Annotated in this window: 20 protein-coding genes; 11 read left to right on the top strand and 9 right to left on the bottom strand. The window is 59.8% G+C overall.

What is annotated here, in order from left to right:
* Positions 1–116 precede the first annotated feature (116 nt).
* Complete coding sequence (locus ACP2AV_RS11705; protein ID WP_426372914.1) at positions 117–1,556, bottom strand: aldehyde dehydrogenase family protein; 1,440 nt, start codon at positions 1,554–1,556, stop codon at positions 117–119.
* Positions 1,557–1,680: 124 nt separating this feature from the next.
* Here ACP2AV_RS11705 and ACP2AV_RS11700 point away from each other — a divergent pair, with 124 nt between their 5' ends.
* Genes ACP2AV_RS11700 through ACP2AV_RS11690 form a run of 3 tightly spaced genes read left to right on the top strand, consistent with a single transcriptional unit; the run spans position 1,681 to position 4,226 of the window.
* Positions 1,681–2,334, top strand: a complete 654-nt coding sequence (locus tag ACP2AV_RS11700) for a peroxiredoxin (RefSeq protein ID WP_426372913.1) — start codon at positions 1,681–1,683, stop codon at positions 2,332–2,334.
* Positions 2,335–2,386: 52 nt separating this feature from the next.
* Positions 2,387–3,091 carry a sulfotransferase family 2 domain-containing protein gene (locus ACP2AV_RS11695; protein ID WP_426372912.1) on the top strand — a complete coding sequence of 235 codons (705 nt, stop codon included), beginning with the start codon at positions 2,387–2,389 and terminating at the stop codon, positions 3,089–3,091.
* Entirely contained in the window at positions 3,078–4,226 is a 1,149-nt protein-coding gene (locus ACP2AV_RS11690) for a capsular biosynthesis protein (protein ID WP_426372910.1), read from the top strand. Before ACP2AV_RS11695 ends, ACP2AV_RS11690 begins: the two co-directional genes overlap by 14 nt.
* A gap of 520 nt (positions 4,227–4,746) precedes the next feature.
* Here the strand turns inward: ACP2AV_RS11690 and pnp are convergent.
* The 4 genes from pnp to ACP2AV_RS11670 all read right to left on the bottom strand — a co-directional run bounded on the left by pnp (position 4,747) and on the right by ACP2AV_RS11670 (position 9,381).
* Positions 4,747–6,885: a polyribonucleotide nucleotidyltransferase gene (gene pnp, locus ACP2AV_RS11685; protein ID WP_426372909.1), complete on the bottom strand. Its 2,139-nt coding sequence runs from the start codon at positions 6,883–6,885 to the stop codon at positions 4,747–4,749.
* A 568-nt stretch (positions 6,886–7,453) separates the two neighbouring features.
* Complete coding sequence (locus ACP2AV_RS11680) at positions 7,454–8,563, bottom strand: THUMP domain-containing class I SAM-dependent RNA methyltransferase (protein WP_426372907.1); 1,110 nt, start codon at positions 8,561–8,563, stop codon at positions 7,454–7,456.
* 102 nt (positions 8,564–8,665) lie between these two features.
* Positions 8,666–8,935 (bottom strand): 30S ribosomal protein S15, encoded by a 270-nt coding sequence (gene rpsO, locus ACP2AV_RS11675; protein WP_426372906.1) that lies wholly within the window; start codon positions 8,933–8,935, stop codon positions 8,666–8,668.
* Positions 8,936–9,057: 122 nt separating this feature from the next.
* The gene (locus ACP2AV_RS11670; RefSeq protein WP_426372905.1) at positions 9,058–9,381 is read right to left on the bottom strand and encodes a DUF5665 domain-containing protein; all 324 of its coding nucleotides are present in this window, start codon (positions 9,379–9,381) and stop codon (positions 9,058–9,060) included.
* 189 nt (positions 9,382–9,570) lie between these two features.
* Here ACP2AV_RS11670 and ACP2AV_RS11665 point away from each other — a divergent pair, with 189 nt between their 5' ends.
* Positions 9,571–9,756, top strand: a complete 186-nt coding sequence (locus tag ACP2AV_RS11665; RefSeq protein WP_426372904.1) for a hypothetical protein — start codon at positions 9,571–9,573, stop codon at positions 9,754–9,756.
* A 181-nt stretch (positions 9,757–9,937) separates the two neighbouring features.
* Positions 9,938–11,209, top strand: a complete 1,272-nt coding sequence (locus ACP2AV_RS11660; RefSeq protein ID WP_426372903.1) for a calcium-binding protein — start codon at positions 9,938–9,940, stop codon at positions 11,207–11,209.
* 2 nt (positions 11,210–11,211) lie between these two features.
* On the opposite strand, the gene ACP2AV_RS11655 is transcribed toward ACP2AV_RS11660, so the two are convergent.
* Genes ACP2AV_RS11655 through rbfA form a run of 3 tightly spaced genes read right to left on the bottom strand, consistent with a single transcriptional unit; the run spans position 11,212 to position 13,050 of the window.
* Positions 11,212–11,724, bottom strand: coding sequence for a DUF1643 domain-containing protein (locus ACP2AV_RS11655; RefSeq protein ID WP_426372902.1), 513 nt, complete (start codon positions 11,722–11,724; stop codon positions 11,212–11,214).
* 9 nt (positions 11,725–11,733) lie between these two features.
* On the bottom strand, positions 11,734–12,639 hold the full coding sequence (gene truB / locus ACP2AV_RS11650) for a tRNA pseudouridine(55) synthase TruB (RefSeq protein ID WP_426372901.1): 906 nt from the start codon (positions 12,637–12,639) through the stop codon (positions 11,734–11,736).
* Positions 12,640–13,050, bottom strand: a complete 411-nt coding sequence (gene rbfA / locus ACP2AV_RS11645; protein ID WP_426372900.1) for a 30S ribosome-binding factor RbfA — start codon at positions 13,048–13,050, stop codon at positions 12,640–12,642. It lies immediately after the preceding gene.
* Positions 13,051–13,148: 98 nt separating this feature from the next.
* Between rbfA and dapB the strand changes: the two genes are divergently transcribed.
* Positions 13,149–13,958, top strand: coding sequence for a 4-hydroxy-tetrahydrodipicolinate reductase (gene dapB / locus ACP2AV_RS11640; protein ID WP_426372899.1), 810 nt, complete (start codon positions 13,149–13,151; stop codon positions 13,956–13,958).
* 16 nt (positions 13,959–13,974) lie between these two features.
* Here the strand turns inward: dapB and ACP2AV_RS11635 are convergent, their stop codons facing one another.
* Positions 13,975–14,154, bottom strand: a complete 180-nt coding sequence (locus ACP2AV_RS11635) for a DUF1674 domain-containing protein (RefSeq protein ID WP_426372898.1) — start codon at positions 14,152–14,154, stop codon at positions 13,975–13,977.
* A 72-nt stretch (positions 14,155–14,226) separates the two neighbouring features.
* Between ACP2AV_RS11635 and ACP2AV_RS11630 the strand changes: the two genes are divergently transcribed.
* From ACP2AV_RS11630 to ACP2AV_RS11610, 5 genes are all read left to right on the top strand, one after another.
* Positions 14,227–15,492: an RsmB/NOP family class I SAM-dependent RNA methyltransferase gene (locus ACP2AV_RS11630; RefSeq protein ID WP_426372896.1), complete on the top strand. Its 1,266-nt coding sequence runs from the start codon at positions 14,227–14,229 to the stop codon at positions 15,490–15,492.
* A 139-nt stretch (positions 15,493–15,631) separates the two neighbouring features.
* Complete coding sequence (locus ACP2AV_RS11625; protein ID WP_426372980.1) at positions 15,632–17,350, top strand: heparinase II/III family protein; 1,719 nt, start codon at positions 15,632–15,634, stop codon at positions 17,348–17,350.
* 19 nt (positions 17,351–17,369) lie between these two features.
* On the top strand, positions 17,370–18,956 hold the full coding sequence (purH, locus tag ACP2AV_RS11620; RefSeq protein WP_426372895.1) for a bifunctional phosphoribosylaminoimidazolecarboxamide formyltransferase/IMP cyclohydrolase: 1,587 nt from the start codon (positions 17,370–17,372) through the stop codon (positions 18,954–18,956).
* Positions 18,956–19,426, top strand: coding sequence for a signal peptidase II (gene lspA / locus ACP2AV_RS11615; protein ID WP_426372893.1), 471 nt, complete (start codon positions 18,956–18,958; stop codon positions 19,424–19,426). The genes purH and lspA overlap by 1 nt, the downstream gene beginning before the upstream one ends.
* Positions 19,427–19,472: 46 nt before the next feature.
* A complete protein-coding gene (locus ACP2AV_RS11610) occupies positions 19,473–19,985 on the top strand; it encodes a DUF3035 domain-containing protein (protein ID WP_426372891.1) in 513 nt (170 codons plus the stop codon).
* Positions 19,986–20,052 lie beyond the last annotated feature (67 nt).

Here is a 20,052-nt window from a genome sequence, read left to right as displayed (position 1 = left end):
GATCAATTGCCATGCAATGATACGCGCTAGCAGGCATTCCAGTGCACGTGGGTGGTATCGCGCCACAAGCTTTCCCGACGGTATGAAAAGGGCGCCGCTGGGGCGCCCTAATCGTATTACTCGGCGGGCCAGCCCGACACGGCTTTGACCTCGAAGAAGTCTTCAAGGCCCCATTTTCCGCCCTCGCGACCGTTGCCTGATTGCTTGACTCCGCCAAAGGGCGCCCCGGCCCCGCGCGGCTGGCCGTTCATTTCGACCATGCCGGATCGCAGCGCGCGTGCCATGCGGATCCGGCGGCTATCGTCAACGGACTGCACGTAATTTGTCAGCCCATAAACCGTATCGTTTGCCAGTGCGATGGCCTCGTCTTCGGTGTCGAAAGGCGTCATGCACAGAACCGGGCCAAAGATTTCCTCGCGCCAGATGGTCATATCGGGGGTCACATCGGCGAAAATCGTGGGCCGGACAAAAAAGCCGCGGTTCAGCCCGTCGGGGCGCCCGGGGCCACCCGCCACCAAGCGCGCGCCTTCGTCGATGCCTTTCTGGATCAGCCCCTGGATCTTGTTGAACTGTGTCTCGTTCACGACGGGGCCGATGTGGCGACCTTCTTCGTGTGAATTGCCGACGGTGACCATATTTGCCGTGGCTGCAGCTTCCTCGACAGCCTGCTCATAGCGGCTGCGTTCCACCAGCATGCGGCTGGGGGCGTTGCAGCTCTGGCCGGTGTTGTTCATCATATGCATGACACCGCGCTTGACCGCCTTTTCGTCGGCGTCGGCAAAGACGACATTCGCCCCTTTCCCGCCCAGTTCCTGATGCACGCGCTTAAGCGTATCGGCGGCGTTTTTCTGGATCGCGATACCCGCCCGCGTCGATCCGGTGAACGATATCATGTCGATATCGGGATGGGCCGTCAGGGCCGTGCCCACGCCAGCGCCATCACCATTGACCAGATTGAAGACACCGGCAGGAATCCCGGCGTCATGAATCATATCGGCAAAAACCATGGCTGACAGAGGCGATTCTTCGGACGGTTTCAGAACCATCGTGCAGCCTGCCGCCATCGCCGCGATGACCTTGAGCGTGATTTGGTTCATCGGCCAGTTCCAAGGCGTGATCAGGCCGCAGACCCCGGCCGCCTCATAGATGATCCGGTCATTCGGCGCGTGATCGCCCAAGGGGCGGATCTGTTCAAAATTCCTGGCTGTGTGAATGAATGTCTTGATGTGAGCGATCCCGGCTCCGACCTGTTGGGTGCGGGCCATATCGATGGGTGCGCCCATTTCCATGCTGATTGCCTGGGCCAGTTCTTCTGTCCGGGTCTTGTAAACATCGGCCAGTTTTTCGATCAACGCGATGCGCTCTTCCATCGGGCGCGCGGACCAATCCGCGAATGCCCCCTTGGCTGCGCTGACCGCCGCGTCCACGTCCGGCTGGCCGCCCAAGGATATGACGGCGCAGGGTTCCTCGGTTGACGGATCGATTACCGAATGATCCGTGCCGTTCAGGGGTGCGACCCATTGGCCGTCGATGTAGAATTTCCTTTTCTCGATCATTATCTGTCCTCCCAAGAATGACGTGATAAGACTTACGTGGCATCTTGGTGGCCATTTGGGTCACCGAAACCCCGTTCCGCACTATCTGTGCGCGACCATACGTAAAAAGGCAATGGAGCAAATTATGGCACTGCGTATCAACGACACCGTACCGAACCTGACTGTCGAAACCGACAAGGGCGAGATCACCCTGCACGACTGGATCGGCGACAGCTGGGCGGTCATTTTTTCGCACCCCAAGGACTTCACCCCGGTTTGCACAACCGAATTTGGTGCTGTCGCACAGCTGAGTGACGAATGGGCCAAGCGCAACACCAAGGTTCTGGGTGTATCTGTCGATAGTGTCGACGAGCACACGAAATGGAAGGGCGACATTGAAAGCGTCGCGGGCACCGAGGCCGGCTTTCCCATTGTCGCCGATACCAAGCTGGAACTATCCAAGGCATTCGATATGCTGCCGGCCGAAGCCTATCTGCCCGATGGGCGCACCCCTGCCGACACTGCGACCGTTCGCAGCGTTTTCATCATCGCGCCGAACAAGACGGTGCAATTGATGATGACATATCCCATGTCCGTTGGCCGCAATTTTGCCGAAGTTCTGCGCGCGCTTGACGGGCTGCAGCGGACTTATGAGCAGCCGCTGGCCACACCGGCCAATTGGGAAACCGGCCAGGACGTGATTGTCGCCCTGTCGTTGGACGACGCCGCCGCCGAAGAAAAATACGGCAAGATCGACAAGAAGCTGCCGTACCTGCGCTTCGCGAAGAACCCCGCCTGATCGGCCTACGCCCCCGCCTGTCGTGCGGGGGCGTCTTGCACTTGGGGGCCAAATGGCCGGCTATCACTTGAACGCGCATTACTGGGAACTTTGCTTGCGCCGCGCACTTTCAGGGCGCGAGCCTGCGGATATCCCGGTTTTTGCCATGCCAGAGCAACGGGTGGCCTATGCGGTGATCCCAAAGGCGGCCTCGACTTCGATTCAGACTGCGATGGCACCGTTTTTCGGGGTGCAACCGACGAAAAGCGAACCCATTGCGTCAGCAATGCGCCCCCATGCCATTCGGTCCAGCCATTTTGCCAAAGACCTTGCAGGCCCCGATTGGCTGATCTTTGCGGTGGTGCGTGAACCCACGGCCCGCATTCAGTCAGCGTGGCGAAACAAGATGGATGAGCCGGACGAGGTTTTCGGCCCTCTTCGCCGTATGGGCATGCGCCGCAAACTACCATTTGACCAGTTTGTGTCGCGGCTGGCGCGCTGGCCGACATGGGCGCTCAATGATCATTTCAGCCCGCAATCCGAACTGTTGAAACACGTTCGCGACCTGCCGGGGTTCTACGCGGCAAAGCTTGAAAGCCTTGCTGATGACTGGGCCCATATTCAACGCCTGTGTTTGGATCGCGGCATCGGTCTGCCGGACCTCGATTTGATGAACAGGACAAGCGGGGCTGCGCCAAAGGTGTCGCCCCAGACCGCCGACATCCTGGGGAACTTGTATCGGGCTGACTACGAAGGGTTTGGGTATGACCGCCCTTGAACCGCTTCGCCGTGCGGTGGTCATCGAAAGCGGCAAACGCCGCGTGTCCAAAATCGCGGCGGGCCTGTTTGGCGCGGAAAATACCGACATCATCCCGGCCGTCGGATTGCGCCCATGCGGCCCGTCAATAGACACGTCTGCGGCCCTTGAAAGCGCAACCCGGTCACATCAATCGGCGTTCGGCACATTTGCAAAAGCTGCCTTTCTCAGGGGGCAAGCCAACTGGTTGCACGCCCGGTTACAGCGCGCGTCGGCCGACTGTCTTGTGGTTTGGAATGGCATCAAGGGCCACCGCCGACTGGCTGCGGACATTGCTGCGGCGCAAGGCATAACGGTCATCTTCTTGGAAGAAGCCCCGTTGCCCGGGCGATTGACCGTCGATTTCAAGGGCGTGAACTACGGGAACAGCCTGCCGAGACGGGCCGATTTTTACGCGCAATGGGTGCGGCAGAGCGGCGCAAGCACTGATGGCTGGCGGCAGATTGGCGGGGGTATTGTTCCCCGGCAGGCCAAGAGCGGACGTGACATTGGCCAAGTGGCGGCTGACAGCGATCTGGGCAACGAGCCCTATATTTTCGTGCCCCTGCAAGTGCCCGGAGACAGCCAGATCACTGTCTATGGCGACTGGATCAAAAGCGTCGACCACATGATCGACGTGCTACATACCGCAAGCGCTGCATTGCCGGACGGCTGGTCTATCCGCATCAAAGAGCACCCATCCGCCAAGGACAGTTTTTCAGACAAGCTCTCTGCGCTTTCGGGGGCCAAATTCCGTGTCGACAATCAGACGAACACCATGGCCCAAGTCGCTGCGGCGCGTGGGGTGATCACGATCAACTCATCGGTCGGTTTTGAAGCCTTCTTTTGTGACGTGCCTGTCTTGGTGCTGGGGCATGCTTTCTATGGCTTTGGGGATATGGCGACCAAGGTCGAGTCTCCCGCGGCGCTACAAGAGTGGCTGCGCACACCCGACGCTTTGGGCTTCGACGCCGAGGCGCGGGGGACGTTCTGCACCTATCTGGATCAGGTCTATTTCCCGCGCGAAGACGCTATTCTTTCAGGTGCCTACACAGTCCAGAATTTGGTCGAACGTGAGCGCCAAGCCGCTGATATCCTTTCGGGTTTGGCAGGATAGCCTTTCGGATCGCACGTCCTGTTTGTGCCCTTCCGCCAACAGGCCACGGCTGCCGAACCGCAACGGGCCGCTGGGCGGCAGATGGACGGTGCCGAAAAATCAACCGGCGCTGCCGCGATCACACTATTTGCTGATGCAGCACGACCGGTCGGGCCGGGACGCATGCGTTGGTCGGGCTGGGGAACCTGCCCAGGGCCAGTTTCCCCCCGGCAGCGCCGTGGCATTGAAGCGGACGCAAGGGGTGTCGCCGACAACAATCACACGGGGCGCGCAGGCGTTTATGAACCCGGTCCGATGGCCGTTTGGATCCGGGGCGGCGCGTTTCAAGCTTGCGGCTTGCCGGCGAAGCAAGCGGATAGTGGGATCGCCTTTTTTCGCCACCCGTGCCCCGCCAAACCTGGATCGTTTTCGCCCGTCGTGAAAAGGGGTGAAAGGTTGCCCCAATGTATCCCAGAGCGCTGAACACAACGAAAAAGGCCCCGGACAATGCCGGGGCCTTTCGCAAAGGAATGAAGCTGGCTTACTCGGCCGACTCTTCCTGTTCTTTCGTGATCTCTTCGCCGGTGTCCTGATTGACCATCTTCATGGCCAGGCGCACCTTGCCGCGATCGTCGAAACCAAGAAGCTTGACGTACACTTCCTGGCCTTCCTTCAGAACGTCCGAAGGATGGTTCAGGCGACGGTTTTCGATCTGGCTGACGTGCACCAGCCCATCGCGCTTTCCGAAGAAGTTCACAAAAGCACCGAAATCGACGATCTTGACGACCTTGCCTTTGTAGATATTGCCTTCCTCGGGCTCGGCCACGATCGAATGGATCATGTCATAGGCCTTCTGGATGGCTTCACCGTTCGCCGAGGCAATCTTGATGATGCCCTCGTCGTTGATGTCGACCTTGGCGCCTGAAGTCTCCACGATTTCGCGGATGACCTTGCCGCCCGAGCCGATCACTTCACGGATCTTGTCGGTCGGGATCTGCATGGTTTCGATGCGCGGCGCATGGGCGCTGAATTCGCCAGCGCTGGACAGTGCCTTGTTCATTTCGCCCAGGATATGCAACCGGCCTTCCTTGGCTTGCGCCAGGGCTTTTTCCATGATCTCGGGCGTGATGCCGGCCACCTTGATGTCCATCTGGAGCGAGGTGATGCCGTTTTCCGTACCCGCGACCTTGAAGTCCATGTCGCCAAGGTGATCTTCGTCGCCCAGGATGTCGGTCAGAACCGCGTAGGATCCGTCATCTTCCAGAACCAGACCCATTGCAACACCGGCAACTGCGGCCTTCAGCGGCACACCGGCGTCCATCATTGACAGCGATCCACCACACACCGAGGCCATCGAGGACGAGCCATTCGATTCCGTGATCTCGGACACGACGCGGATTGTGTAGGGGAAATCGGTCGCAGCAGGCAGAACGGCCTGAAGTGCGCGCCATGCCAGCTTGCCGTGGCCGATTTCACGACGGCCCGGAGACCCCACACGCCCCACTTCACCAACCGAATAGGGCGGGAAGTTGTAGTGCAACAGGAAGTTGGACTTGTAGGTGCCGGTCAGCGCATCAATCATCTGCTCATCGTCGCCGGTGCCCAGAGTCGTGACGACCAGACCTTGGGTTTCACCGCGCGTGAACAACGCCGAACCGTGGGTCCGGGGCAGGATGCCTGTTTCCGAAACGATCGGGCGCACTTGATCCAGCGCGCGGCCATCGATCCGCTTGCCATCCTTGACGACGGCGCTGCGCAGAATCGTCGATTCCAGCTTTTTCAGTGCCGAGCCGAGGTTCGGGTCTTCCAGCTGTTCTTCGCTCAGGCTGTCCTTGATTGCCTGCTTGGCAGCGGCAACAGCGGACACACGTTCCTGTTTGTCGGTCGTGGCATATGCGTCGCGCATCTGTGCTTCGCCGGCCTTTTTGACCGCCTCGTACAGCTCGGAATAATCGGGTGCCTGGAAGTCGAACGGCTCTTTGGCGCATTCCTCGGCCAGCTCGATGATCACGTCCAGAACCGGTTGGATCTGTTCATGCGCAAAGGTGACGGCACCAAGCATTTCGGCTTCGGACAGCTCATAGGCTTCCGATTCCACCATCATCACGGCGTCCTTGGTCCCTGCAACGATAAGGTCCAGGCGCTGATCGGGGTTTTCCCGCAGTTTGTGCATGTCGTCGCATTCGGGGTTCAGGATGTATTCGCCATCCTCGTAACCCACGCGGCAACCGGCAATCGGCCCCATGAAGGGCGCGCCGGAAATGGTCAAAGCTGCCGATGCGGCGATCATTGCCACCACGTCGGGATCGTTCACCAGATCGTGGCTCAGCACGGTGCACATGACCAGAACTTCGTTCTTAAAGCCAGGCACGAACAGCGGGCGGATCGGACGGTCGATCAGGCGCGCGGTCAGCGTTTCCTTTTCGGTCGGCCGGGCTTCGCGCTTGAAAAAGCCGCCCGGGATCTTGCCGGCGGCGTAGTATTTCTCTTGGTAGTGAACCGTGAGCGGGAAAAAGTCCTGGCCCGGTTTCGGTTCCTTGGCGAAGGTCACGTTGGCCATGACCGATGTTTCGCCCAAAGTGGCAATTACGGTTCCGTCAGCCTGACGGGCAACCTTGCCGGTTTCCAGTGTGAGCTCTTCTTCGCCCCACTGGATTGATTTCTTCACTTCATTGAACATCAAAGCGTATCCTGTCTGAGAGCACTCATGGGCGTATCCCATGTCTCCCGTTTCATGGGTGGCCCCATTGCCACCGACCCCTATCATCATTTCATGCGCCGGGGTCTAAGGCGTCACGTTTCAGATGAGGGGGCCATACAGGAAAGCAGGCTTGTTGGGAAGGAAAGATATCCTCAGGCCGGCGGTCGCATAGCTTTGCGGCGTCAAAACAGATCATTGTGCCGGATAGTCGGGCCTGAATCGCGCGGAATCCGGAAAACGCCCCTACAACACATCGCCCCGGCGACAATTTGTTCGAACCACGCGTGGGCATGGCGCCCTTGTAAATAGACGGGGGTGATTTGGCTTTGCGAGCGAAGAAACGCGATGGCCGTCGTTGCTGAGATCGTGTTGTATGGTCATCATTGGCAGGTCTGAATTGTGGGCAACGCGACGCAGCAGGCGTACAGACCCCCAGGGCTCCACAGCGCAGGTCTGTCTCAGCAGACGGCTGGAGACTGCTGCGCGATCATCGAAATCGCAGAGAGATGGCGGTTTTCAGCGCGTTCTGATCCCCGAAAAATGCAAATCAGATGATCGACCCGCACTGCCACAGCCGTACTTTCAGCCCGCCGTGGGCCACGATGGGTCCGGGTTCAAGGTCGAGGCCAGACGCCTTGGCCAGACCTGCATCCGTGGTGACCAGGGCAACACGCCAACCCTTGAAGTGATCCCGCATCGTGTCGCCGAACTGGCCATATAGTGCGTAAAGCGGCCCCTTGGCTTTGCCACTTAGCCGCGCGCCGTAAGGCGGGTTGGCGATGATCAGGCCCGGCTGCCCTGCGGGGGGGCGGGCTTCGGTTATCGGGTGGCAGGCAAACGACGTGACGGCCTCGACCCCGGCGCGTGCGGCGTTCTCGCCGCTCATCCGGATGGCCCCGGCATCGCGATCCGACCCGTGGAAGTGCAACGCCGTGTCGTTTGAGGCGGCTTTCGTCATGCTTTCCCACGCTGCGGCGTCAAACCACGCCAGCTTTTCAAAAGCAAAATCGCGGGCCCGTCCCGGCGCAAGCCCCAGGGCAATCTCGGCCGCTTCGATCACGAATGTGCCTGAGCCGCACATTGGATCGTACACCGTGCAGTCGCCCCGATAGCCTGCCTCGCGCAGGAACATCGCGGCCATGGTTTCGCGCATCGGGGCTTTGTTGACGGCCTGTTTATGTCCGCGTTTGTGCAGCGAAGCGCCCGTGGTATCGATGCTGATCGTGCACAGGTCGTCGTCGATCCGCACCTTTACGGTCACCGGGGCCTTGTCTTTGACCGGCGCGCCAAGCGTTTCGGCAATGGCGCGTGCGACGCGTTGAGCAGCCGCCTTGTCGTGATAGATGCGCGACTTGCGGCACGTCGCCTCGACGCGCACGGCTACGTCCTGGCGCAGCCACTCGGCCCAAGGCAGTTTGCGGGCCCGTTTGTCCAATTGCGCCAGATGCATCGCCCGGAATTCGGCCACACGGACCAGCACACGCGTAGCCCCGCGCAGCCACAGATTGGCCCGCATGGCGTCGGCCCAGCCGCCCGTGATCGTTACGCCCCCAGGCGACACCGTCGCGCTGTCAAATCCCAGCTCGCGCGCTTCTTCGGCCAGAGGGCTTTCCAAACCGGGCGTCGCGACAAGGTAAATTTGCGTGGGTTCAGTCATGAGCGATGGCATGCGGCCCTTGGTCGTTCATGTCAACGACGGTGATGAAATGAAAACGCCCGCCGGAAGAGGCGGGCGTTTCGAAACCGATATATTGTTGCCTTAGCGGCGGATGCCAAGGCGTTTGATCAGGTCCTGATAGCGGGCCTCATCCTTGCCTTTGACGTAGTCCAGCAGCTTGCGGCGCTGTGCGACCATCATCAGAAGTCCACGACGCGAATGGTTGTCTTTCTTGTGGGTCTTGAAGTGCTCGGTCAGGGTCGCGATGCGCGACGAAAGAATGGCAACCTGAACTTCTGGCGAACCTGTGTCGCCATCTTTGGTTGCGTATTCCTTGATCAGACGGTTCTTTTCTTCCGCTGTAATCGACATCGGGTATCTCCTTGGTTCGATATGTGACGGCACAAGCCGGGATGTCGTCCAGCAAGGCCCTTGTTCCCCAAGCGAGTCGGGGATGCGCGCGTATAGGAAGATTCCCCTACAAAGGAAACCCCCTATTGATTTTCGTCGGCTCCATCCACGCCATAAGTGCCGCTGCTTTCAGTGTCGATCTGGCGCGCGATTTCGGACGCCCAATCGCCGATGATCGGAATGAAGTCGATATTCGACAGGACATAGGCCAGGACCGACACAAGGATCGTTGCCCCGACAACGGATCCCAGTCCGAACGACAATCCGCGCAGGAATTGGAACCACATCAGCCGTTTCGTTGAATTGTGAATGCGAACGAAGCGATGGTTGTTCAATTGAACCAGAGCATCGCGCAATTCGGCGATTTCGGATGACATTTGGTCTTTTTCGTTCATGGCCTCGGACATATCAGCGCCCCATTCATTAAGAAAGTCCTTCGATTCGTATGCCTGTTTGTCTGACTACATAACCCAATACTTGATAATGATGCATGTTGTTCCCTAGCTCGCGACAAAAACCCCGGAATTGCGGCGAAGATTTGAAATTCATGGCAGAAATGGGGCAAACCGGATGCGGGGCAAGTCAGAGAGGGTACCATGCTGGCGATCATTCGAAACTCGACCAAGGCCATTCGATTGATGTCCGGGCGGCAGGAGTTCGAGCCGCTGAAAGTCGAAACAGGGCTTCTGGACGGCGAGTACAAGCGCTACGACGAGATTTTCAATTCGCAGCAGCGCAAGTCGGACAAGGATGTGCTGGCTAGTGTCATGGCGCAGCTGTAACGGTATTTTGCGGGGTAAGAACCCAGGGTGCAATTTCGCCCCATCGGTTTCAGGCCCTATAAGCTTCGGCTCAATTTTATCATTTATTTCGATACCTTTAGGTAAAATCGGAATTTGAATTTTCGTGCTTCATTCGACCCGAGTTGCTATGCAGGCAATCGGTGTTGGGTGAGGTGACGATATGATGATCGCAATGGTTTTGCTTGGGCTTTTGCCACTTGCAGTGTTGCCAAGCATGTTGTCTGAATCGCAAGACGAGGACGCGGCAGATCTTGATGCTCAGGACGCCGCAGACGAATTGGAAGAAGCGCAGTCTGTGTCCTTGGCGGAATACTTGGGCGATGACAGTTCCGATGTCGCCGATACGGCTCAGGCTGCGTTGTCCCCGAATGATCCAGATGCCGTTGACGATCCCGCAGACACAGATGTCGATCCGGGCAGCGTGGTTGCGCCCACAGATCCCGATTTACCTGATGAACCTGGGGGCGCAGTCGATCCCGACATTATTTTGTCGCCGACGACAGATGACGATTCCGAAACAGCCTTGGCCTATGGCGATCTGAACGCCACATCCCTGACGGAATTGGACGACGAGCTAATGCTGTCGGATGATCCGAGCGGTGATATCCAGCGACTAACCTTGGAAAATGGCGATCCGATCATAACCACGGATGGAACGTTGCATGACGTGGACGCGGGTGAAGGAAACGACACAGTCGTCGCTGGGGATGAAGCGGCCTTTATAGATGGTGGTCCCGGGAATGATGACCTGTCTGCAGGGCAGGGGGCCGGCGCAATTGATGGGGGCATGGGAAGTGACACCATCACCGGCAGCGCCAGCGACAATCTATATCTCGACGGAGGAGGGGGGCGGGACCTGATCCTCGGCGGAAGTGGCGACGAATATATCGAAGGCGGCGATCACAGCTCGGACAGTGTTGCGCAGAACGACACGCTGCTTGGCGGCGATGGGAATGACACCATACGCGGCGGTTTCGGCGCCGACAGGTTGGATGGTGGCGCAGGGGACGACCTTGTGAATCATCTGGGTCATGCGGGTGAGCGTTCTGGCGAAGAGCATCACGAATTTGCTTGGCACATCGACAACACTGCCGATGAACTGACAGGCGGCGACGGCAACGATACCCTGGTTTTTGACAGTGCCGACACGGCCACGGGCGGGAATGGCGCCGATATTTTCTGGCTATATGATAGTGGCGGCGCGGCTGAGGTGACGGATTTCGAACCGGGGCAGGATTTTCTGCGCATCACGCTGAACCCGCACGCCGGCTACGATGACCCGATGGTCGAAGTCATGACAGCAGAAAACGGATTGGACGCCGAAGTCATGGTCGACGGGGAAGCCGTCGCCTTGTTGACTGGGGCTGCGGGCGCGACGATGGCGGACGTCTATGTCGAGATGGTGGAAGACGTGTTTCCGGCCGGACGCTGAAGTCAGGTCGGCGACCATTCACGCGGTTGTTCGGCGTAGGCAATATAGAGCGGATGCTTGGGGTGGCCGGCCTTGCTCAAACCCAGGTGAAACAAGGGCGCGCCGGTTTGTCGTAGAAGCCGCTCAACATGTGGGCCGCGCTCAAGATGGGCGCCATGGGTTCCCCAAGCACAAATTACCTGATCTGCCAACGGAACGCTTTCGACGATGGTCTGGTCGTTTTGCGGTCCAATGGGGTCAGCCGCTGCCCGCATCTTTCTGGGATCGGTGTCGCGCCACGCAAAGATATTTGTCACACGGAATCCCCCGAAACCCAAAGCGCGCGCCCGCCTTTCGCACCGTTCGACCGTCGGGTCATTCTGTACTTCGGTCGCGGTTGACGGGTTCAGCATGATGAACAGTGCGCGCCGGCCATCCGGATCCCAGATGCGCGTCAAAGCATAGCGATAGTTTTCACAATCCGAATAGATCGCAGTTGAGTGCGCATCGCCCTTCTGAAACTGTCGTGTAATCACTCGGCGTTCCTAGCGTACGAAGACGCGCGTGGGATGCAATTCCGAACCGCGCGCAATTCCAACCGCGACCGCCTGTCCACCCAATGACGCCCAGGCTTCGTCCCCGTATTCGACGTCGGCCGGATAGACAAATCCCGGATTGCCATTGCGCAGGCGCGCTGCGCCCTCGTCGTTCGTGGTCATCATGGGCAAGTCGACCAGCCCTTCTTCCAAGGGGCGAACATATCCGTCCAACTCCGGTGCCTTGGCCATCCTGTCGATGTCTTCAATTGTCAGCCCATCACTGGCGTCCCACGGGCCCGACCAGTCGCGGCGCAACCATGCGACGTGCCCAAAGCATCCAAGGGCTTCGCCGAGGTCGCGGGCGATGGAACGCACATATCCCCCTTTGCCACATACCATCTGAAGAACAACATGGTCGGCGTCCGGGCGTTCGATCAGAGACAGTTCGTCGACATACAGAGGCCGTGCGGCAATGTCGAAATCTTCTTCTTCGCGGGCAAGTTTATAGGCGCGTTCGCCGTCGATCTTGACAGCCGAAAACTTGGGGGGCACCTGCATGATGTCGCCTACGAACGATGGCAACGCAGCGCGAATTTCTTCATCATTCGGACGCAAATCCGAAGACGCGGTGATTTCGCCTTCGGCGTCGTCCGTTTTCGTGGCACATCCCAAACGCACCGAAAACAGGTATGATTTCAACGCGTCGGTGATGAACGGAACGGTTTTCGTCGCTTCGCCCAAGGCAACCGCCAGAACCCCTGTCGCATCGGGGTCCAATGTGCCTGCATGGCCGGCCTTTTTTGCATCCAGCGCCCAGCGGACCTTGTTCACAACGGCGGTCGACGTCATCCCGGCCGGCTTGTCAACGATCAGCCAGCCGTGAATGTCGCGCCCTTTCTTACGGCGTGCCATTCAGTCGTCCTCCGGCTGGTCCCGCAGGTCACGTTGGACGTTTTCGTCGGCGAACATGCGGCGGGTGGAATCCATCCGATCGAACGTGTCGTCGACTTCAAACCGGATTTCCGGGGAATGCTTGATCTGCAGCGCCTTGCCGATGATACGCCGCAATTCGTATCGGTTTCGCCGCAGAGCGGCTTGCGCCTCTTCTGCGCCTTTGCCGCCCAATGGCAGCACATAGGCCGTCGCCACACGCAAATCGGGCGACACGCGCACTTCGCTGACCGTGATCGACATGGAGGTCAGATCCGGGTCGTGGATATCGCCGCGTTGCAGCGTTTCGGAAAGGGTGCGCCGGATCAATTCACCCACACGCAACTGTCGTTGCGAGGGCGCACGTCCGGATCGGTTGGGATTCTTTGCCATGCGCTCCAGATAATCCGCGCAGGGCTTGCGCGCAACCGGGGCTTTGCAGGACGCGCAAGGACGGCTAAACCGGGCCGAAGCAAAAGGGAACACCGACCATGACTGACATACCCGGAATCGTGATCACTGGCGTATCAGGGCGCATGGGGCAGATGCTTGTGCACGAAGTCCTAAAGTCACCCAAGGCCAAATTGGTTGGCGCGGTTGAACGGTCCGGGCATGACTGGATCGGTCAGGACCTGGGCGCGGCCATGGGCAAGGCCGCGATGGGCGTAACCGTGACAGACGATGCGCTTGAAGCCTTTTCGACGGCCCAAGCCGTAATCGATTTCACAGCGCCCGCCGCGACAGTACACTTCGCTGAACTGGCGGCCCAGGCCCGTGCGGTCCACGTGATCGGAACGACCGGCTTGTCCGACGCTGATCTGAGCAAGATCGCCGCCGCCGCCCGCCACGCGGTTGTCGTGCGCGCTGGCAACATGAGTCTTGGTGTCAACCTGTTGACCAAGTTGACACAAATGGTCGCCGAAGCGCTGGACGACGACTACGATATCGAAGTGATTGAAGCCCACCATAACCGCAAGGTCGACGCCCCTTCAGGCACCGCAGTGATGCTGGGCGAGGCAGCGGCGAAGGGGCGCGGGGTGTCCTTGCCCGATGTAAGGGATTCAGGCCGAGACGGGATCACCGGCGCGCGCAATAGGGGCGATATCGGTTTTGCGGTCGTTCGTGGCGGCGACATTGTTGGCGAACACGACGTGATGTTTGCCGGACCGGGCGAACGTATCATCCTGCGCCATGTGGCATCGGATCGATCCCTGTTTGCGCGCGGTGCCGTCAAAGCTGCAATTTGGGGGCAGGGGCGCGATCCGGGCGAATACGACATGATGGACGTTCTGGGGCTTTGACTGGACGCGACCTGCGTTAAAAGTCGACGGCGATCCCCTTTTTTTCCCAATCACCGTAACGTACGGGTTCGGGTCCATCGCGCCCGCCCAATTCGACGGGTCGTTCCTGGGCAGCTTTGTCCGCCTTTTCGCGGCGCTCTTTGGCTTCGGCCAAGGCGCGTTTGGCAGCTTCGGGAATATCTGTACCGTGTGTCATGGGTGCGTACCATTGTTGTAGAGCCACGCATGGTGATATACGCCCGGGCGAGGCCGAAGCAAGGAAACACTGATGTCGGAACAGGGTCTGGCGCCGCGTCGCGCAGCTGCAAAACTCATCGATGGGGTGACCATCGACCATCGTTTGATGTCGGAATTGCTTCCCGGGCCTCTGGCAAACATGCCCGTCCAGGAACGCGCCCGCGCGCAGCGTTTGGCCACCGAGACATTGCGCCATCTTGAGCGGTGCGACCGGATGTTGGGCCCATTTCTGCGCAATAAGCCCGACGACAAGGCGATGACCATTCTGCGCCTCGGAACTTACGAGATTTGTTCCGGCGGCGCGGCGCACGGTATCGTCAATGATTGCGTGGCACTGATCAAGCAGGACGAGTACCTTGCGCGGTTGTCCGGATTGGTCAACGCGGTTCTTCGCAAGGTCGACGGGAACCAACAGAAATGGGATGAGCTTCCTCCGTCCCGCCTGCCAAAATGGTTGCGAAAGGTCTTGGTCGCGGACTACGGGCGCCGGACGATGGAAGCGATCGAAGCGGTACACGCCCAGATCCCGCCCCTTGATCTGACTGCGCGAAATGATCCCGCGGCACTTGCCGAACTGCTCGAGGGGACGGTTCTGCCCAATGGTTCGGTTCGCCTTCCCGGACAGGGCCAGGTCACTGCGCTGCCCGGATATCAGCATGGAACGTGGTGGGTGCAAGATGTCGCGGCATCGATCCCGGCCAATGTACTGGCCGCGCAACCTGGCGAACGTGTGCTGGACATGTGCGCCGCGCCGGGGGGCAAGACCATGCAGTTGGCGGCAAGCGGTGCGGCGGTGACCGCTTTGGACCTGTCCGAAAAGCGTATGGCCCGGGTGTCGGAAAACCTGGCGCGGACCGGCTTGCATGCAGAACTGGTTGTGGCGGATGCCTTGGAATTTGAAAGTGATGCGTTCGATGCAATCTTGCTGGATGCGCCCTGCTCGGCCACAGGCACAATTCGTCGTCACCCTGATCTTCCGCACGCAAAGGACGGGGGCGACTTTCCCCAACTTTTCGCGCTGCAAGAAGCCATGTTCGACCAGGCTTGGGCCCTTCTCAAGCCGGGTGGCCGGTTGGTGTATTGTACCTGTTCGCTGTTGATTGACGAAGGCGAAGAGCAGATTCGCGATGCAAAACAACGTTATCCCGATCTGGAAATCGATACCGAATCGCTCAAAGTTCCTGGAGTTGAAGTCGATTGGATCGGCCCCGAAGGCCTGCGACTGCGCCCGGACTATTGGGCTGACCGGGGTGGGATGGACGGCTTTTTCATTGCCTGCCTGCGCAAGTCTGCCTGACGACGATCTTTGCAAATGACAGATCGCGCTGTGCGGCGTATGATCGGCAAAACGGCGGTGCAAAGCCGCGATGCGAGGCAATGGCGAGGCAGGCCCCGTGACAGTCAAAGACACATGGTCCTTGCGTCAGGCGCAATGGATGAACCGCTTTCATGCGCGCCGCGCAGCGATGGCGCGGGTGAAAACTGGGTTTCAGACGTCACCTGAACCGCGCACCATCGGCGTGTTCGCCAAAGGGCGTCAATTGATCGCGGGGAATTTCCTGTTCGCGGGGCAGTTGATCGAGGCCAATCATGGCTCGATCTGGAATTTGCCGGGCCAGACGCCGTCTTTCACCGAAGAAATCCACGGGTTCACATGGCTTGACGATCTGGCCGCGGTTGGCGACGGCGCGGCGCGCAAGCGTGCACAGCAATGGACCTGGGAATGGCTTGATGAATATGGCGGCGGTGTCGGGCCGGGCTGGACCCCGGATCTGACCGGACGGCGTTTAATCCGCCTGATCAACAACGCGCTTTTTCTTTTGCCTGGTGCGGATGCTGACATGTCCCGCGCGTTCTTCAATTCCTTGGGCCAGCAGACAATCTACCTGTCGCGTCGCTGGCCGTCGGCGACGCTTGGGTTGCCCCGGTTCGAAGCCCTGACGGGGCTGATTTACGCTGGCTTGGCCCTGATCGACATGGATCGTTATGTCGATCGAGCGGTCACGGCGCTGGCGCGCGACTGCTCGGATCAGATCGATACTGACGGGGGCATAGCGACGCGAAACCCCGAAGAACTACTGGAAGTGTTTACCCTGCTCAATTGGGCGATTTCCGCTTTGACAGAATCGGGCAAGTTGCCGCCGCGCGATATTCTTGCAGCCATCGAACGGATCGCGCCCACCTTGCGGGCCTTGCGTCATTCCGATGGTGGTTTGGCAAGGTTTCACGGTGGCGGGCGCGGCCAAGAGGGGAAACTGGATCAGGCCTTGGCCGCGTCCGGTGTCAAAAAGGTGCGCGAAGACGGGCTGGCCATGGGGTACGCGCGGCTTGCGGCGGGGCGCACCAGCGTGATCGTCGATGCATCTGCGCCCCCTGGCGGGGCCGACAGTGCGAATGCACATGCCTCGACCTTGGCGTTCGAGCTTTCTTCGGGCCGCCGTCCGGTGGTGGTCAACTGTGGGTCGGGGGTGTCTTTCGGCAGTGAGTGGCGCCGGGCGGGGCGCGCCACACCGTCCCATTCCACCCTTGGTATTGAAGGAGCCAGTTCATCGCGGCTCGGGCCGACGGTCGGGATGAATGGCCATCCGCGCGAATGTTTGGTCCAGACGCCGCGCGACGTGCGGATTGAACGCAGGGTAGATGACGGGGAAACCGGCCCGTCCTCTGGTCTGGTCGCAGGGCACGACGGTTATGTGCGCAGTCACGGACTGACGCATATCCGCCACCTGATGTTGACCGACGACAGCCGCATGTTATCCGGCGAAGATACATTGAGCGCGTTGGACAAGACGGATGAGCGCCGGTTCGACAGGGCCCGGGATGCCATTGGTCTTGGCGGTGTGCCGTACCAAATCCGCTTTCACCTTCACCCCGATGTCGATGCCAGCATCGATATGGGCGGTACAGCTTTGTCCATGGCGCTGAAGTCCGGCGAAATCTGGGTGATGCGGCATGACGGCAAGGCCGAAATGTCGCTAGAGGCGTCCGTTTATCTGGAAAAAGGCCGCTTAAAGCCGCGTGCGACGAAACAAGTGGTTCTATCTTCCTACGCAATCGACTATGCGAGCCGCGTCCGTTGGACCTTGGCCAAGGCGCAGGATACGCCCAGCGTGCTGCGCGATCTGGAACCCAAGGATAACGGCACAGACGATTGATTGCCATCTGGGGGCCAAAATGACCGACATCCAACCCGTACGCCGTGCGCTGCTTTCTGTATCCGACAAGACGGGTCTGATCGACCTGGGCCGCGCGCTGGCCGACCTGGGGGTCGAATTGTTGTCGACGGGCGGGTCGGCAAAGGCGCTGCGCGACGCGGGTCTGAAGGTGCGCGATGTGGCCGAGGTCACTGGCTTTCCCGAAATGATGGACGGACGGGTCAAGACGCTCCACCCCAAGGTGCATGGCGGGTTGTTGGCCCTGCGCGACAACGATGCCCATGTGGCGGCCATGAACGAGCACGCGATTGAAGGCATCGACTTGCTGGTCGTCAATCTCTACCCGTTCGAGGAAACCGTCGCCAAGGGCGCAGACTACGCCGATTGTATCGAAAACATCGATATTGGTGGCCCGGCCATGATCCGCGCGGCCGCCAAAAACCATGCTTTCGTCAACGTGGTGGTTGATGTCCAGGACTATGACGCCTTGCTGGCCGAGCTGAACGAAAACGCAGGCACCACGCTGGCGTTCCGCCAACGCCTGGCCCAGACCGCCTACGCCCGGACTGCAGCCTACGACGCCGCTGTCAGCACCTGGATGGCCGGTGCGATCGGCCAGGACATGCCGCGGCGCCGGGCCTTCGCGGGGACGCTGGCACAATCACTGCGCTATGGCGAAAACCCCCACCAGTCTGCCGCCTTCTACACGGATGGATCAGATCGCCCCGGCGTGGCGACCGCCACCCAGCACCAGGGCAAAGAGCTGTCGTACAACAACATCAACGATACGGACGCCGCATTCGAACTGGTGGCGGAATTCGACCCCGCCGATAGCCCGGCAGTAGCGATTATCAAACATGCCAACCCTTGCGGCGTTGCAAAAGGTGCGACGCTGGCCCAGGCCTACCGCAACGCATTCGATTGCGACCGGACGTCGGCATTCGGCGGCATCGTGGCTTTGAACGGCGAACTTGACGGCGAGACCGCGCGCGCCATCACCGAAATCTTCACCGAGGTTGTCATCGCCCCCCGCGCCACCGACGAAGCCAGGGAAATCTTCAGCGCCAAAAAGAACCTGCGTCTATTGACCACTGGCGCCCTGCCGGACCCGCAGAGCAAGGGGCTGACTTTCCGGCAAGTGGCAGGCGGCATGTTGGTGCAGGACAAGGACACCGGCTTCGTGGGTATGGACGATCTGCGCGTGGTCACCAAACTGGCGCCGACACAAGCCCAGATGCGCGACCTGCTGTTCGCGTGGAAGGTGGCAAAGCATGTCAAATCGAATGCGATCGTTTACGTTAAGGATCAGGCCACAGTCGGCGTTGGCGCCGGCCAGATGAGCCGCGTCGATAGCGCATTGATCGCCGCCAAAAAAGCCGAACGGATGGCCGAAGCCATGGGGCTGCCCGCGCCGTTGACTCAGGGCAGCGCTGTAGCGTCGGATGCTTTCTTTCCCTTTGCCGATGGCTTGCAGGAAGCTGCTGCGGCGGGGGCATCTTGCGTGATCCAGCCGGGCGGGTCGATGCGCGACGATGAGGTGATCGCCGCTGCGGACGAAGCTGGCCTGGCCATGGTCATGACCGGCATGCGTCACTTTCGCCACTGATGCGTGCGCTCTGGATCTCCGCGCTGGTCACCTTGGTGATTGACCAAGTGACCAAATGGCTGGTCGTGGTGCGGCTGAATCTTGCCAGTGTCGGCGAGATCGATGTTTTCCCCCCATACCTTGTGTTTCGCATGGCGTGGAACCGGGGGGTGAATTTCGGTCTGTTTGCCAACAATGCAGATGCCATGCGGTGGGTATTGATCGTTCTGGCCATGGCGATATGCGTCTGGGTGCTGATTTGGGCCCGCAAAGAGGCCTTGGGCCGCGTAGGCTACATTTCGGCCGGGTTGCTGGTGGGCGGTGCGGTTGGCAATGTGATCGACCGATTGTTCTATGGCGCGGTGGCCGATTTCCTGAACACAAGCTGTTGCGGTTTTCGCAATCCATACAGTTTCAACGTTGCCGATATTGCGATCTTTGCAGGTGCAGCGGGACTGATCCTTTTTACGGGCGGGAAAAAGGCTGGGTGACGACGGCTCGCCTCTGCGCTAAGAAAAGGCCGAAAGGGAGTGCTGAATGATGGCAGGGTTGATCAGGGTTGGGTTGGTTGTAGCGCTTGCGTTGACAGTATCGGCTTGTGATCGGACGCGCGCGCCGCGCCTTTTGCCTGACAGCGGCAAGATCGGGCCGGATGAATTTGCGATCGTGCCCAACAAACCGCTGCAAGAGCCGCTGTCCTATGCCGAACTGCCGGCGCCGACCCCAGGGTACACAAATATCAGCGACCCAACACCAAACGCCGACGCAATCGCGGCCCTGGGCGGCCGTGCGGACGGCGTGGCGGCCAATGATCTGTTGGCCCATGCCAGCCGCTACGGCACCGATCCGAATATCCGAGAATCGCTGGAAGAAGAAGATATCGCCTATCGCCGGCGGTTTCGCGGCCGCATTCTGGACCGGCTTGTCGGGCGCAACACCTATCTGCAGGCGTATGATCGCCAGCGATTGGACAGCTATGCCGAACTTGAGCGTCTGCGCCGTCTTGGCGTGATCACGCCGACCGCGCCGCCAAAAGGGGTGAGCCAGTAACGATCCGTTCATCCCTTTGCGGGCACGCTTGGCAAGCCCTACGGATTACCCTAGCTCTTGATCATCC

The organism is Aliiroseovarius sp. PTFE2010 (assembly GCF_049943335.1).
In the GTDB taxonomy this organism is placed as follows: domain Bacteria; phylum Pseudomonadota; class Alphaproteobacteria; order Rhodobacterales; family Rhodobacteraceae; genus JBNFVY01.
The sequence above is the reverse complement of the archived record's forward strand: the minus strand, read 5'-3'. Positions and strand labels throughout refer to the sequence as shown.

What these genes read in the sequence shown, in the direction of transcription:
- ACP2AV_RS11705 (WP_426372914.1), bottom strand. Translation starts at nt 1,556, where the DNA reads ATGATCGAGAAAAGGAAATTCTACATCGACGGCCAATGGGTCGCACCC.
- ACP2AV_RS11700 (WP_426372913.1), top strand. Translation starts at nt 1,681, where the DNA reads ATGGCACTGCGTATCAACGACACCGTACCGAACCTGACTGTCGAAACC.
- ACP2AV_RS11695 (WP_426372912.1), top strand. Translation starts at nt 2,387, where the DNA reads ATGGCCGGCTATCACTTGAACGCGCATTACTGGGAACTTTGCTTGCGC.
- ACP2AV_RS11690 (WP_426372910.1), top strand. Translation starts at nt 3,078, where the DNA reads ATGACCGCCCTTGAACCGCTTCGCCGTGCGGTGGTCATCGAAAGCGGC.
- pnp (WP_426372909.1), bottom strand. Translation starts at nt 6,885, where the DNA reads ATGTTCAATGAAGTGAAGAAATCAATCCAGTGGGGCGAAGAAGAGCTC.
- ACP2AV_RS11680 (WP_426372907.1), bottom strand. Translation starts at nt 8,563, where the DNA reads ATGACTGAACCCACGCAAATTTACCTTGTCGCGACGCCCGGTTTGGAA.
- rpsO (WP_426372906.1), bottom strand. Translation starts at nt 8,935, where the DNA reads ATGTCGATTACAGCGGAAGAAAAGAACCGTCTGATCAAGGAATACGCA.
- ACP2AV_RS11670 (WP_426372905.1), bottom strand. Translation starts at nt 9,381, where the DNA reads ATGTCCGAGGCCATGAACGAAAAAGACCAAATGTCATCCGAAATCGCC.
- ACP2AV_RS11665 (WP_426372904.1), top strand. Translation starts at nt 9,571, where the DNA reads ATGCTGGCGATCATTCGAAACTCGACCAAGGCCATTCGATTGATGTCC.
- ACP2AV_RS11660 (WP_426372903.1), top strand. Translation starts at nt 9,938, where the DNA reads ATGATGATCGCAATGGTTTTGCTTGGGCTTTTGCCACTTGCAGTGTTG.
- truB (WP_426372901.1), bottom strand. Translation starts at nt 12,639, where the DNA reads ATGGCACGCCGTAAGAAAGGGCGCGACATTCACGGCTGGCTGATCGTT.
- rbfA (WP_426372900.1), bottom strand. Translation starts at nt 13,050, where the DNA reads ATGGCAAAGAATCCCAACCGATCCGGACGTGCGCCCTCGCAACGACAG.
- dapB (WP_426372899.1), top strand. Translation starts at nt 13,149, where the DNA reads ATGACTGACATACCCGGAATCGTGATCACTGGCGTATCAGGGCGCATG.
- ACP2AV_RS11635 (WP_426372898.1), bottom strand. Translation starts at nt 14,154, where the DNA reads ATGACACACGGTACAGATATTCCCGAAGCTGCCAAACGCGCCTTGGCC.
- ACP2AV_RS11630 (WP_426372896.1), top strand. Translation starts at nt 14,227, where the DNA reads ATGTCGGAACAGGGTCTGGCGCCGCGTCGCGCAGCTGCAAAACTCATC.
- ACP2AV_RS11625 (WP_426372980.1), top strand. Translation starts at nt 15,632, where the DNA reads ATGAACCGCTTTCATGCGCGCCGCGCAGCGATGGCGCGGGTGAAAACT.
- purH (WP_426372895.1), top strand. Translation starts at nt 17,370, where the DNA reads ATGACCGACATCCAACCCGTACGCCGTGCGCTGCTTTCTGTATCCGAC.
- lspA (WP_426372893.1), top strand. Translation starts at nt 18,956, where the DNA reads ATGCGTGCGCTCTGGATCTCCGCGCTGGTCACCTTGGTGATTGACCAA.
- ACP2AV_RS11610 (WP_426372891.1), top strand. Translation starts at nt 19,473, where the DNA reads ATGATGGCAGGGTTGATCAGGGTTGGGTTGGTTGTAGCGCTTGCGTTG.